Annotated in this window: 12 protein-coding genes and 1 pseudogene; 5 read left to right on the top strand and 8 right to left on the bottom strand. The window is 66.9% G+C overall.

Translation table 11 applies throughout. The annotated features are described in order from the left end of the window. The 4 genes and pseudogenes from Q0480_RS02945 to Q0480_RS02930 form a co-directional block, all read right to left on the bottom strand. Nucleotides 1–186: pseudogene (locus tag Q0480_RS02945) on the bottom strand (ABC transporter permease); the annotation flags it as partial. A 106-nt stretch (nt 187–292) separates the two neighbouring features. Continuing rightward, entirely contained in the window at nt 293–1,990 is a 1,698-nt protein-coding gene (locus Q0480_RS02940; protein WP_299130465.1) for a peptide ABC transporter substrate-binding protein, read from the bottom strand. A gap of 40 nt (nt 1,991–2,030) precedes the next feature. Further along, nucleotides 2,031–3,056: a dipeptide ABC transporter ATP-binding protein gene (locus tag Q0480_RS02935; protein ID WP_299130462.1), complete on the bottom strand. Its 1,026-nt coding sequence runs from the start codon at nt 3,054–3,056 to the stop codon at nt 2,031–2,033. Beyond that, nucleotides 3,049–4,068 carry an ABC transporter ATP-binding protein gene (locus Q0480_RS02930; protein WP_299130458.1) on the bottom strand — a complete coding sequence of 340 codons (1,020 nt, stop codon included), beginning with the start codon at nt 4,066–4,068 and terminating at the stop codon, nt 3,049–3,051. Before Q0480_RS02930 ends, Q0480_RS02935 begins: the two co-directional genes overlap by 8 nt. A 190-nt stretch (nt 4,069–4,258) precedes the next feature. On the opposite strand from Q0480_RS02930, the gene argE reads away from it, so the two are divergent. From argE to Q0480_RS17950, 4 genes are all read left to right on the top strand, one after another. Next, nucleotides 4,259–5,413, top strand: coding sequence for an acetylornithine deacetylase (argE, locus tag Q0480_RS02925; RefSeq protein WP_299130455.1), 1,155 nt, complete (start codon nt 4,259–4,261; stop codon nt 5,411–5,413). 14 nt (nt 5,414–5,427) lie between these two features. After that, on the top strand, nt 5,428–6,600 hold the full coding sequence (locus tag Q0480_RS02920; RefSeq protein WP_299130453.1) for a M20 aminoacylase family protein: 1,173 nt from the start codon (nt 5,428–5,430) through the stop codon (nt 6,598–6,600). A gap of 103 nt (nt 6,601–6,703) precedes the next feature. Further along, nucleotides 6,704–7,081: an SHOCT domain-containing protein gene (locus Q0480_RS02915; RefSeq protein WP_299130451.1), complete on the top strand. Its 378-nt coding sequence runs from the start codon at nt 6,704–6,706 to the stop codon at nt 7,079–7,081. Nucleotides 7,082–7,083: 2 nt separating this feature from the next. Then, complete coding sequence (locus Q0480_RS17950; RefSeq protein WP_366940813.1) at nt 7,084–7,509, top strand: SMR family transporter; 426 nt, start codon at nt 7,084–7,086, stop codon at nt 7,507–7,509. Here the strand turns inward: Q0480_RS17950 and Q0480_RS02910 are convergent. Genes Q0480_RS02910 through Q0480_RS02895 form a run of 4 tightly spaced genes read right to left on the bottom strand, consistent with a single transcriptional unit; the run spans nt 7,448 to nt 11,376 of the window. Then, entirely contained in the window at nt 7,448–8,173 is a 726-nt protein-coding gene (locus Q0480_RS02910) for a peptidase (RefSeq protein ID WP_299130449.1), read from the bottom strand. The genes Q0480_RS17950 and Q0480_RS02910 overlap by 62 nt on opposite strands. A 31-nt stretch (nt 8,174–8,204) precedes the next feature. Then, nucleotides 8,205–9,023 (bottom strand): transglutaminase family protein, encoded by an 819-nt coding sequence (locus Q0480_RS02905; RefSeq protein WP_299130447.1) that lies wholly within the window; start codon nt 9,021–9,023, stop codon nt 8,205–8,207. Beyond that, nucleotides 9,023–9,976 carry an alpha-E domain-containing protein gene (locus Q0480_RS02900; protein WP_299130445.1) on the bottom strand — a complete coding sequence of 318 codons (954 nt, stop codon included), beginning with the start codon at nt 9,974–9,976 and terminating at the stop codon, nt 9,023–9,025. Before Q0480_RS02900 ends, Q0480_RS02905 begins: the two co-directional genes overlap by 1 nt. Before the next feature lie 8 nt (nt 9,977–9,984). Next, complete coding sequence (locus Q0480_RS02895; RefSeq protein ID WP_299130442.1) at nt 9,985–11,376, bottom strand: circularly permuted type 2 ATP-grasp protein; 1,392 nt, start codon at nt 11,374–11,376, stop codon at nt 9,985–9,987. A 362-nt stretch (nt 11,377–11,738) separates the two neighbouring features. On the opposite strand from Q0480_RS02895, the gene Q0480_RS02890 reads away from it, so the two are divergent. Continuing rightward, nucleotides 11,739–12,401: ATP-binding cassette domain-containing protein (locus Q0480_RS02890; protein WP_299130440.1), on the top strand; the 663-nt coding region annotated here is incomplete at its 3' end.

The raw sequence follows: 12,401 nt of genomic DNA, 5'->3' as shown, positions 1-12,401 counted from the left end.
GATGTGGAACGGCTGGCCCAGGCCGAGGCTGATCCGGATCTGCTCCTTCACCTCGGCGGGAATGGTCAGCGGCAGGTTGGACGTGGGGTCGCCCGGCGAGAGGTCGAGCAGCGCGAAGATGATGAAGCTGATGACGAGCAGCGTCGGGATCGCGAAGAGCAGGCGCCGGATCGTGAAGCTGAGCATCGCGCGGTCCCTCGGCTGGCGGAGCGGGGCCGCGGAGGGCGCGGAATCCCCGGAGCGTGCTGACGCCGCGCCGGGAGGCTCCCGGCGCGGCGAATGTCGGGCGCGGCTACTTGATCCGGTACCACTCGGCGGCGTTCCAGAGCTCGCTGTCGTAGGGATTGAGCGCGACGCCGCCGAGCGTGTTCGATTTGGTGGAGACCCGTCCGCGATGGATCAGCGGGATGATGCCCGGCGCGTTGACGATCATGTCGTTGAGCTTGATCGCCATCTGGCCCCGCGCCTCGGGTCCCGCGATCGAGCCCATGGTCGCGTATTCTGCGTCATAGGTCTTGTCGCACCAGCGCGAGGTATTGGCACCCTGCCACTGGTTCCCGGGTCCCGGGGTTTCGTCGCAGACCCAGTTGCCGAGATAGCGCTGGGCGTCGGTACCCTCGAAATTGTCGGCGTACATCTCGACGTCGGCGTAGAATTTCTGCAGCGTGTCGGGCGAGCCCGCGTCGCCGCCGAAGAAGACCGCGGCGTCGATCTGCCGCAGCTCGACCTCGACCCCGATCTCGTTCCACCACTGCTTGACGAGGGCCTGGGTGCCCTGACGCACGGAATTGACCGAGGTCTGGTACAGCACGCTCAGACGCTTGCCATCCTTGGCCCGTACATTGTCCGAACCCATCACCCAGCCGGCGTCGTCGAGCAGCTTGTTCGCCGCGGCGATGTCCTGCTTCAGGCACCAGTCGTTGTTCGGCGAGGCGCTGAGCTCCGGTGCCGGCACGAGATTGCAGGTCGCCTTGCCGGCCTGGCCATAGCCGGTTTCGACCAGCACTTCGCGGTCGATGGCGAGGCTGAGCGCCTTGACCACGTTCTCGTCGGTCAGGAACGGATGCGGGTGGGCGGGGGTCGACCGCTCCGCGCCAAGGCTCGGGTCGGGGTCGGTCTGGTTGACATGGATGCGCTCGACCAGCGTACCGAAGGCCGAGACGACCTCGCCCTTGCCGCTCGCCGCCATCTGCGCGAGGATCTCGGGCTCGACCTGGGCATTCCAGGCATAGTCGAACTCGCCGGTCGACAGCACCGACTGCGCGGCGGAGGCCGCGTCGCCGCCACCCTTCAGTACCACGTTGGCGAAGGCGGGCTTGGCCGCGTCGCGATATTTCGGATTGGCATCGAGCAGCACGACGTCGTTGGCCTTGAAGTCGGACACGACGAACGGGCCGGTGCCGATCGGCTTGGTATTCGCGTCGGTGCAGGTCGAAGCCTTGACGCCGAGGCAATCGGCGAACTGTGCCTTCTGGATGACCGGCGACTGGGCGCCGACGAAGGCGGTGTAGGGATAGGGCTTCGGCACGGTGAAGGTGACCTTGATCGTGGCCGGATCCACCGCCTCGACGCTCGCCACGTCGTCATAATACGGCGCCTGGGCGCAGCCCCCCTCCGGATGCGTGCAGTACTGCCAGGTGAAGATCGCGTCCTCGGCGGTGACCGGCGTGCCGTCCGACCAGACGACATCCGGTCTGAGCTTCCAGGTGATGGTCTTCAGATCCTCCGAGACGCCGCCATTCTCGACGGTCGGGATCTCGGCGGCGAGGAACGGCACCAGTTCGCCCTTCTCGTTGGCGCGGGCCAGCGGCTCCAGCACGAGGCTCGCCGCCTCGATGTCCTTCGTGCCGCTGGAGAGGTACGGCGTCATGATCGAGATCGCCTGCCAGTAGAGGATGTTCAGCTGGCCGTCGGATCCACGCTCGGCGCTGGCCGCCGTGGCGCAAAACACGCCCGCGCTCGCCCCCAGCAGGATGGTTCTCAGTTTCATGGTTTCGCTCCTCGTCTTGGTTCTGGGGAGTGGCGGCCTCTCAGGCCGCCACTCCGGGTTGGTCGACCAGGTGGCAGGCGGCGCGGCGCCCTTGCCCGAGGTCGCGCAAGTTCGGGACTTCGACCCGGCAGCGGTCGAAGACCTTGGGGCAGCGCGTGGAAAACGCGCAGCCGGGCGGCGGATTGACCGGGCTCGGCACATCCCCGCGCAGGATGATGCGCTGGCGTCTGGCTTCGATCGCCGGATCGGGGCTCGGCACGGCCGAGATCAGCGCCTGGGTATAGGGATGCAGCGGCAGCGCGTAGAGCGCCTCGCGCGGGGCGATCTCGACGATGCGGCCGAGATACATGACGGCGACCCGACTCGAGAGATGCCGGACCATCGAAAGGTCGTGACTGATGAAAAGATAGGTCAGGCCGAGCCGTTCCTGCAGGTCCTCGAGCAGGTTCACCACCTGGGCCTGGATCGACACGTCCAGCGCGGCGATCGGCTCGTCGCAGACGATGAACTTCGGATTGAGCGCGAGCGCCCGGGCGATGCCGATGCGCTGGCGCTGGCCGCCGGAGAATTCGTGCGGGTAGCGGTTGGCGAAGGCGCGGTTGAGGCCGACCGCGTCCATCAGTTCCATCACCCGCGCCCGACGCCCCGCGCGCGTCAGCTTCGCATGCTCGTCCAGCGGCTCGGCGATGATCGAGCCGACGGTCATCCGCGGATTCAGGCTCGCCTGCGGATCCTGGAAGATCATCTGCATGCTGGGCCTGAGGGCGCGCAGCGCGCGGCCTTCGAGATGGGCGATGTCGCGTCCCTCAAGCTCGATCGCGCCGCCGGTCACCTCGTAGAGGCGCAGGATCGCCCGGCCGGCGGTCGATTTTCCACAGCCGCTCTCGCCGACGAGGCCGAGAGTCTCTCCCTCCTCGATCTCGAAACTGACGTCATCGACCGCCTTGATGGTGCCGACCTGACGGCGGAACAGGCCCTTGTAGATCGGGAAATGCATGCGGAGATCGGTGACGCGCAAGAGCGGCCGCCGGGAACCGGCGCTGGGCTTTCTCGCGGGCTCAGGCAAGGGGCGGGTCTCCGGCACGGGGCTGGCCGGTCGTGGCATCCCACCAGCAGGCGACGTCGTGGCCGGTTGCCACGCGCATCCGGGGCGGGTTCTCGGCGCGGCAGCGGTCGAAGGCATGGGCACAGCGCGGCACGAAGGGACAGGACCGTGGCGCGGCGCGCATGTGCGGCGGCTGGCCCTCGATGGTGCGGAGACGATGGGCGCGCGGCCCGGTGACGCTTGGCCGCGTGGCGAGCAGCGCCCGGGTATAGGGATGGCGCGGGTCGGTGAAGAGCGCGTCCACCGCGCCATGCTCCACGACCTGGCCGGCGTACATCACCATGACGCGATCGGCGATGCCGGCGACGAGGCCGAGGTCGTGGGTGATCCAGATGATCCCCATGCCGAGCTTGGCGCGCAGCTCGCGCACCAGCTCAAGGATCTGGGCCTGGATGGTGACGTCGAGCGCCGTGGTCGGCTCGTCGGCGATCAGCACCTTCGGATCGCACGAGAGCGCCATGGCGATCATCACCCGCTGGCGCATGCCTCCGGAAAACTGGTGGGGATAGTCCTCGAGCCGGCTGGTCGCGTCAGGGATGCCGACGAGGCGCAGCAACTCGGCGGCGCGGACGCGGGCGTCGCGCCTGGAGAGGCCGAGATGGACCCGCAGCGGCTCGATGAGCTGGTAGCCAACGGTGAAGACCGGATTGAGGCTGGTCATCGGGTCCTGGAAGATGAAGCCGATCTCGCCGCCGCGCAGGGACCGCATCTCGGCCTCGGTCATCGCCCGGACATCGCGGCCCTGAAACAGCACGCTGCCGCCGACGATCTCGGCCGGCGGACTCGGCAACAGGCCCATGAGCGACATCATGGTCACCGACTTGCCCGACCCGCTTTCGCCGACGACGCCGAGCAACTCGCCCGGCGCGATGGAGAAGCTGACGCCGTTTACCGCGTGCACGGCTCCGTCGCGTGTCCGGAACACAGTCTTCAAATCCGTCACGTCGAGGACCGGCGCGGGTCCGTCAAGCATGCACGAGGCCCTCCCGTCCACCGGCTGTCGCCAAAGGGCGCCCATCCGCGAGATCCGCCCGACCGCGCCCTTCTCAGACAGTTAACAGCAAGAGTTCGAATGCGACAATCACGAATCTCGACGGGGAACGAGGCTTGACCGGGGCCCGGCCGGCACCCAGACTGAGGGGCCTCTCTCAACGGAATCCGGAATGACCAAGGGCCTTGGCGCGCGCGAAATCCTTGAACGGCTGATCGCCTTTCCCACGGTTTCGAGCCGATCGAACCTCGATCTGGTCGCCTTCGTCGAGGACCATCTCGCCGTCCATGGCGTCGCCTCGCGCCGGGTGCCCGACGCGACCGGCGAGAAGGCGAGCCTGATCGCGCGGATCGGGCCGGCCGTCGAAGGCGGCGTCGTTCTCTCCGGCCATTCCGACGTGGTTCCGGTCACCGGGCAGGACTGGACGAGCGATCCCTTTCGCCTCACCGAGCGCGACGGCCGGCTGCACGGACGCGGCGCCTGCGACATGAAGGGGTTCTGCGCCGGCGCGCTGGCACTGGTGCCGGAGATGCTCGCCGCCGATCTCGCGCGGCCGATCTATATCGTGCTCAGCCATGACGAGGAGATCGGCTGCGTCGGCGCGCCGGCGATGATCGAGGCGCTGCTCGCCTCCGAGCCGCGGCCGGAGGCGGTGATCGTCGGCGAGCCTTCGGAGATGCGCGTCGTCACCGGGCACAAGTCGAGCTGGGGCTTTCGCGCCGAGGTGCGCGGCTTCGAGGTGCATTCGAGCCTCCTCCATACCGGCGTCTCGGCGGTGATGAGCGCGGCGCGGCTGATCGCCTGGATGACCGAGACCACGCGCGCCAACGCGGCGGCGGCCGGGGCGTCGCCCTTCGATCCGCCCTTCACGACCCTTCATGTCGGCATGGTATCGGGCGGCACCGCCTCCAACATCGCCGCGCGCGACTGCTGGTTCTCGGGCGAGCTTCGCATCCTGCCGGAGGAGAGCCTGCCCGGCTGGCAGGCGCGGGTCCGGGCCGAGGCGGCGCGGATCGAGGCGGAAATGAGGGCGATCCGGCCGGAGACCTGGTTCCGCCTGACGACGCGCATGGAGATGCCGGGCTTCCTGCCCGCGCCGGACGGTCCGGCCGAGCGGCTGGCCCGCCGGCTGACCGGGGACAATGGCGCGCATGTCGTCTCCTACCAGACCGAGGCGGGGCATTTCGACGCCCGCGGCCTGCCGACCGTGATCTGCGGACCGGGCTCGATCGCCCAGGCCCATCAGCCGGACGAATTCATCACCGTCGCCCAGTTCGAGGCCGGCACGGCGTTCCTGCGCCGCCTGATCCGCGACCTCGCAGCCTGAGAGGATCCGCGCCCGTGCCCGTCATCAACCGTTTCGCCGACCTGCACCCCGTGATCACCGATTGGCGCCGGGACATCCACCAGCATCCCGAGATCGACTTCGACACCCACCGCACCAGCGCATTGGTCGCCGACAAGCTGCGCGCCTTCGGCCTCGACGAGGTGGCGACCGGGATCGGCCGTACCGGGGTCGTCGGCGTGATCAGGGGCCGCGCGCACGGTTCCGGCCGGGTCATCGGCCTGCGCGCCGACATGGACGCCCTGCCGATGACCGAGGCGACCGGCCTGCCCCATGCCTCGCGGACCGCGGGCGCGATGCATGCCTGCGGGCACGATGGCCATACCGCGATGCTGCTCGGCGCCGCGCAGTATCTCGCGGAGACGCGGAATTTCGACGGCACGGCGGTGGTGATCTTCCAGCCGGCGGAGGAAGGCGGCGGTGGCGGCCGCGAGATGGTCGAGGACGGCATGATGGACCGCTTCGGCGTGCAGGAGGTCTATGGCATGCACAACATGCCCGGCACCCCGGTCGGCGATTTCCTGATCCGCCCCGGCCCGCTTATGGCGGCGTCCGACACCTTCACCATCCATGTGACCGGGCGCGGCGGGCACGGAGCGATGCCGCATTTCTGCGTCGATCCGGTGGTGGTGGCGAGCCAGATCGTGCTGGCGCTGCAATCGATCGTCGCCCGCGACATCGATCCGCTGAAGTCCGGCGTGATCTCGGTGACCAGCTTCCGCACCGAGAGCGAGGCCTTCAACGTGATCCCCGAGAAGGTCGAGCTTCGCGGCACCGCGCGCACGCTCGACCCGGCGATCCAGGATCTGGTCGAGGCACGGATGGGCGAGGTGGTGACCCATACCGCGCAGGCGTTCGGCGCCGTGGCCGAGCTCACCTATCAGCGCAACTACCCCGTCACCCGCAATTCCGAGGCGCAGACGGAGTTCGCGGCGCGGATCGCGGCCGAGGTGGTCGGGCCGGCGCGGGTCGACGCCGACACGCCGCCGCTGATGGGGGCGGAGGATTTCTCATTCATGCTGAACGCGCGTCCCGGAGCCTTCATCTTCGTCGGCAACGGCGACACGGCGAACGTTCATCACCCGAAATACGATTTCAACGACGAGTTGATCCCCGTCGGCTGTTCCTACTGGGCGCGGCTCGTGGAGACGGCGATGCCGGTTTCCTGAGCGTTTCCCAGGAGGGCAAGCGGAGAATTCGTTGGCAAATCCGCACGTTCTCGACTAGTCGGGCGGCGCACGCCGGCGTGGCGGATTTTGACGGGAGAATGACGTGATCCTGAGCGAAGGCTTTACCTTCTGGAATTTCCTGGCGGATGTGTTCGCCATTTTCGTCTTCGTGCTTTGGTTGTGGCTGCTGATCACGATCTACAGCGATCTGTTCCGCCGGCACGACGTCTCGGGCTTCGGCAAGGTGCTCTGGGTGATCCTGCTGATCCTGCTGCCCTTCATCGGCATCCTCGCCTATATTCTGACCCAGGGCCGCGGCATGGCCGAGCGCAATCAGGCGCGGGCGGCGGCGGCGCGGGACGATCTGCGCAATTTCGTCGGCTACAGCGTCGCGGACGAGATCGAGAAGCTGGGCAAGCTGAAGGCCGCCGGCACGATCACCGAGAAGGAATACAACCAGTTGCGCGCCAAGCTGGTCTGACAATGTTCGCCCGCGACCCTTCGGGGGCGCGGGCGATATTCGGGTCGGTCGTGCAGGTCGGGGCGATCGCCCGGTTCGGGATCCGGGAAGTGCGACATGGACCTCGGCCATGTCTGTCTCGCAGTGGCGATCGGGTTCGGGGTACTGGCGACCTCGGCTTCGCGGGCCACGGACGGCTTTGCCCGGCCCCTGCCCCGCTCATCGCGATCGGCGGCCATGCCTTCGCCTTCCATTTCCTGTCGCCGACGCCGCGGACCATGCCGGTCGGCCCGATCCACGCGATCTGGTCCGGCGCCGGCATCGTGCCGGTCGCCGCGGTCGGCTGGACCCTGTTCCGCCAGACGTCGACGCACCGGCCGATGCCGGTCAGGGCATGTTGGCGAAGCCCTCGCGCAGGACGCGGCTCCAGGCTTCCGACATGTCGCTGAAGGTCGGGTCGCCCGCCTCGATCCGCTCGCGGGTGGCGAGCTGGAATTCGTCGCGGCGGATGGTGACGAGATCGAGCGGCATGCCGACCGACAGGTTCGAGCGCAGCGTCGAATCCATCGACAAGAGGACCACCCGGCGCCCCTCGGCCAGCGAGGTGTCGCGATGCACCACCCGGTCGAGGATCGGCTTGCCGTACTTGTGCTCGCCGACCTGCAGATAGGGCGTGTCGTCCGTCGCCTCGATAAAATTGCCTTCGGGATAGATGAGGAACAGACGCATCCGCCCGCCCTTGCGCTGGCCGCCGACGAGCATGGTCGCGGTCGGCGCCTTGCTGTCCATGCGGGCCATCATCTCGCCGATCTCGACGCTGACCTCCAGCAGGGTCGAGCCAACGATCTCGGCCACGCCGAGCATGTTGTCGGCGAGCATGATCGAGGAATCGCCGTCGGCGTCGGAGCGGTCGATCTCGTGCTGAAGCTTGGCGATCACCGTCTGGGTAATCGACAGGCTGCCGGCGGTCATGATCACGATGGTCCGATCGCCCGGCTTCTCGAAGACGAACATCTTCCGGTAGATCGCGATATTGTCGAGCCCCGCGTTGGTGCGGGTGTCCGACAGCATGACGATCCCCGCGTCGAGCAGGAGACCCACGCAATAGGTCATGATATCTAGGCCCGTCCTTGCCCCTGGCTTGTTATTGCTGCCTTTGCTGGGCCACGACGACGGTAACGTCAAGCGCCTCGGCGCCTCCGCCGCGCGAGACGCCGCGGATCGGCGCCGCGTCGCGGGCATCCCGGCCGGAGCCGAGACGGATGTAGCGCTCGTCCGGGCAACTGGCATTGGCGGCGTCGAAACCGACCCAGCCGAGCGAGGGAAGGTAGATCTCGGCCCAGGCATGGCTCGCCTCCTCCGGCGTCTCGCCTTCGGTGGTGAGCAGATAGCCCGAGACATAGCGCGCCGGCATGCCGGCGGCGTGCGACAGCGCGATCAGCGCGTGGGCATGGTCCTGACAGACGCCCTTGCCCTGCTCCACGGCCTCGGCCGCGGTGCTGTGGGCGTGGGTCACGCCCGGCTCGTAGGCGATCGCCTCGGTCACCGCGAGCGACAGGCCATGGGCGCGCGCCACTTCGTCGCGCGCGGGCTTGCCGACCGCCTTCGCGATCAACTCGGCCAATGCGCCGCTCGGCTGGGTGGCGGCGGTCTTCTGGAGATAGACCCGGGGCGAGATTATTTCGCGATGGTCGCGCAATACGCCGGCGGTGTCGGTGGTCTCGACCGTGCCGGTGACCAGCACGGCGATGCGATCGACCGGACCCTGTACCGTCATGGTGCTGATCTGGTCGCCGGCGCCGTCCTGGAAGCCGGCGCCGAACTCCGCGCCCTCGGCGGTGACGGTCCAGTCGAGGACACGCTGGCTGGCGCTCGGCGACGGGGTCAGGCGATGGCTCTGTGTGATGAAGCGCATCGGCTTGTCGAAGACGTAGGTGGTGGTGTGGCGCACACTGAGCAGCATCACTGGACCCCGAACAGATAGCCGTCGGCGACGTCCTGACCGAGCGCGGCGTTCTGGTGAATGAAGCGGGTGAGAAACTCGTGCAGCCCGCCCTCGATGATATCCTCGAGATCGGTATTGCCGAGATCCCCGAGCACGCCGCGCAACCGGTCGTGGGCGCAGGTGGTGCGGCCATAGGCGTTGGCGAGCCGGTTCAGGTGATGCGCCGCCTTGTCCTGGCAATGCAGGAGCGAACGCGGGCAGGCGCGGTTCAGGATCAGGAAATGCGAGATCTTGCGTGGGCTGTATTCGCTGCCATAGGACCAGTGAAAGGCGCGGAACGCCGAAAGAGCGCGCAGCAATGTCGTCCACTGATAGGTATCGACACTGCCGCCGACCATGTCTGTCGTGGGCAGCAGTACATAATATTTCACATCGAGCAGGCGCGCGGTGTTGTCGCCGCGCTCGATGTAGTAGCCGAGATTCATGAAGTCGTAACCGTCGTTCTGCAGGTGCGTGCCTTCCATCGCACCGCGAAGCAGCGCGCCCTGACGCTTGGTCCAGTCGCAGAGCTTCGGCAGCGTGCTCTCCGACCGCGGCTTGCGTTCGAGCTCCCGCAATTCGAGATAGGCGCCGTTCAGCGCATCCCACATCTCGGTGGTGAGCGCGGTGCGCACCGCGCGGCCGTTCTGGCGGGCGGTCTCGATGCTGGAGGTGACGCTCGACGTATTCTCGCGATCGAAGAAGAGCCAGGTCTCGACGTCGCGCTGGCGGAAATCCTCGCCGAACTTGGCCTCGAACCCCTCGGACGAACCGGCGGCGGCGACGAGCGAGGCCCATTCGTTGCGGTAGCCTTCGCCGGCGGAGGGCATCAGGGCCATGCGATAGCCGACTTCCAGCAGTCGGGCCATGGTTTCGGCCCGTTCCATGTAGCGGGCGAGCCAGTAGAGATTTTCGGCGGTACGGCTGAGCATGCTGTTCCCTAATCGGCCAGAACCCAGGTGTCCTTCACTCCGCCGCCCTGGCTGGAGTTCACGACGAGGCTGCCTTCGGTCATGGCGACGCGGGTGAGGCCGCCGGGACAGAGATGCACCTCGCGGCCGACAAGGCAAAAGGGCCTGAGATCCACGTGCCGGGGTGCCAGCCCCTCGTCGACGAAGGTCGGGCAGGTCGAGAGCGCGAGCGTCGGCTGGGCGATGAAGTCCGCAGGGTCCGCCTTGATACGCTCGGCATAGGCCGCGATCTGCTCCTTGGTCGATTTCGGACCGACCAGCATTCCATAGCCGCCGGAACCATGTACCTCCTTGACCACCAGATCCTTGAGGTTCTCCATCACGTATTTGCAATCCGCCTTCTCGGCGCATTTCCAAGTCTGCACGTTCTTCAGGATCGGCTGTTCGCCGAGATAGAAGCGGATCATCTCCGGCACATAGGTATAGATCGCCTTGTCGTCGGCGACCCCGGCCCCCGGCGCCGAGCAGATGGCGACGCCTCCGGAGCGGTAGACGTTCATCAGGCCCGGCACGCCGAGCATGGAATCGGGGCGAAAGCACAGCGGGTCGAGGAAGGCGTCGTCGAGGCGGCGATAGATGACATCGACGCGCTTCGGCCCTTCGGTCGTGCGCATATAGACGAACTCGCCTTGCACGAACAGATCCTGCCCCTCGACGATCTCGATTCCCATCTGGTCGGCGAGGAACGAATGCTCGTAGTAGGCGCTGTTGAACGCGCCGGGCGACAGCACGACGCTGACCGGATCGCCCTCGCATTTCAGCGGTGCGACGCTGGCCAGCGTGCGGCGCAGCCGGTCGGGATAGTCGTCCACCGGCGCGATGCGCGTGGCCCGGAACAGTTCGGGGAACATCCGCATCATGATCTCGCGGTTCTCCAGCATGTAGGAGACGCCGGAGGGCGTGCGGCAATTGTCCTCGAGCACGAAGAATTCCTCGGGCCCGGTGCGCACGAGGTCGATGCCGACGATGTGGCTATAGACGTTCGCCGGGGGCGCGATCCCGACCACCGCCGCCTCGTAGGCCTCGTTGCGATAGACGAGATCGGCTGGAATTTTGCCGGCGCGCACGAATTCGGAGCGATGGTAGACGTCGTAGAGGAAGGCGTTGAGCGCCCGGGCCCGCTGCTTGACCCCGCGTTCCAGCTTGCGCCATTCGAGCTCGGTGAAGACCCGGGGCATCATGTCGAAGGGAATGAGCCGTTCGGTATCGCCGCCCTCACCATAGACGGCGAAGGTGATGCCGATCCGCCGGAACAATGCCTCCGCCTCGAGCTTCTTCTGATCCAGGGCCTCGGGCGGCGTGCGGCGCACCCATTCCATCACCTGCTCATAGGCTGGCCGGATGAGCTCGCCATCGTACATTTCATTGAAGAAAGCTATCTCACGTCTCCCCGCTGACGGCTCCGGGTCAACTAGATTCGACCCCTCGGCAAAAGGCAAGCGACAACGCCGCGCCCCGCTCAGCCATGTTCGCTACCGCGTCGGCGAGCGCCAGAGGCACCGCTGGGCCGGCCGGAAATTCGAGGAGACTTTGCATAAATAACATGCAAGAAGTGGTGTTCTGCCCTGAAATCGGCTTTCGGCGGGAAGCGAATCCGGGAAATGGCGGGGCCCAGCACATTTCGGTGGCGCTCGGGTGAAGGGTTTGCGTCAATTTCGGCGATGTGTTTATCATCCGTCCGCGAGGAATTCCGTCGCTCGGGCGACACGACAGGGGAGAGCGAATGAGCGCCGACAGCGGCAACCCGGCCTTCGTGGCGTTCGAGCATGTCCAGAAGAGCTACGACGGCGAGACGCTCGTCGTCAAAGATCTGAATCTCAGCATCGGCAAGGGCGAGTTCCTGACGATGCTCGGGCCTTCCGGATCCGGCAAGACCACCTGCCTCATGATGCTTGCCGGTTTCGAGACCGCGACGCACGGCGAAATCCGGCTCGGCGGACGCCCGATCAACAACATTCCGCCGCACAAGCGCGGGATCGGCATGGTCTTCCAGAACTACGCCCTCTTCCCGCACATGACGGTCGGCGAGAATCTCGCCTTTCCGCTTGAAGTGCGGAAGATGGACAAGGCAACGATCGAGGCCAAGGTCGCCCGCGCCCTCGACATGGTGCAGATGGGCCGCTTCGCCGGCCGACGCCCGGCGCAGATGTCCGGCGGCCAGCAGCAGCGCATCGCGCTCGCCCGCGCGCTCGTCTTCGACGCCGAGCTCGTGCTGATGGACGAGCCGCTGGGCGCGCTCGACAAGCAGCTGCGCGAACATATGCAGTACGAGATCAAGCACCTGCACGAGCAGCTCGGGATCACCGTGGTCTATGTCACGCATGACCAGTCCGAGGCGCTGACCATGTCGGACCGGGTGGCGGTGTTCAACGAGGGCCGGATCCAG

The sequence above is a fragment of the uncultured Amaricoccus sp. genome (assembly GCF_937891315.1).
GTDB lineage: Bacteria > Pseudomonadota > Alphaproteobacteria > Rhodobacterales > Rhodobacteraceae > Amaricoccus.
Note: the sequence above shows the minus strand (reverse complement) of the source record. Positions and strands in the feature narration are given on the sequence as shown.

Bases quoted from the DNA above. Each gene is read 5' to 3' on its own strand.
- argE (WP_299130455.1), top strand. From the start codon at position 4,259: ATGACCAAGGGCCTTGGCGCGCGCGAAATCCTTGAACGGCTGATCGCC.
- Q0480_RS02910 (WP_299130449.1), bottom strand. From the start codon at position 8,173: ATGACCTATTGCGTGGGTCTCCTGCTCGACGCGGGGATCGTCATGCTG.
- Q0480_RS02900 (WP_299130445.1), bottom strand. From the start codon at position 9,976: ATGCTCAGCCGTACCGCCGAAAATCTCTACTGGCTCGCCCGCTACATG.
- Q0480_RS02905 (WP_299130447.1), bottom strand. From the start codon at position 9,023: ATGCTGCTCAGTGTGCGCCACACCACCACCTACGTCTTCGACAAGCCG.
- Q0480_RS17950 (WP_366940813.1), top strand. From the start codon at position 7,084: ATGTTCGCCCGCGACCCTTCGGGGGCGCGGGCGATATTCGGGTCGGTC.
- Q0480_RS02895 (WP_299130442.1), bottom strand. From the start codon at position 11,376: ATGTACGATGGCGAGCTCATCCGGCCAGCCTATGAGCAGGTGATGGAA.
- Q0480_RS02930 (WP_299130458.1), bottom strand. From the start codon at position 4,068: ATGCTTGACGGACCCGCGCCGGTCCTCGACGTGACGGATTTGAAGACT.
- Q0480_RS02940 (WP_299130465.1), bottom strand. From the start codon at position 1,990: ATGAAACTGAGAACCATCCTGCTGGGGGCGAGCGCGGGCGTGTTTTGC.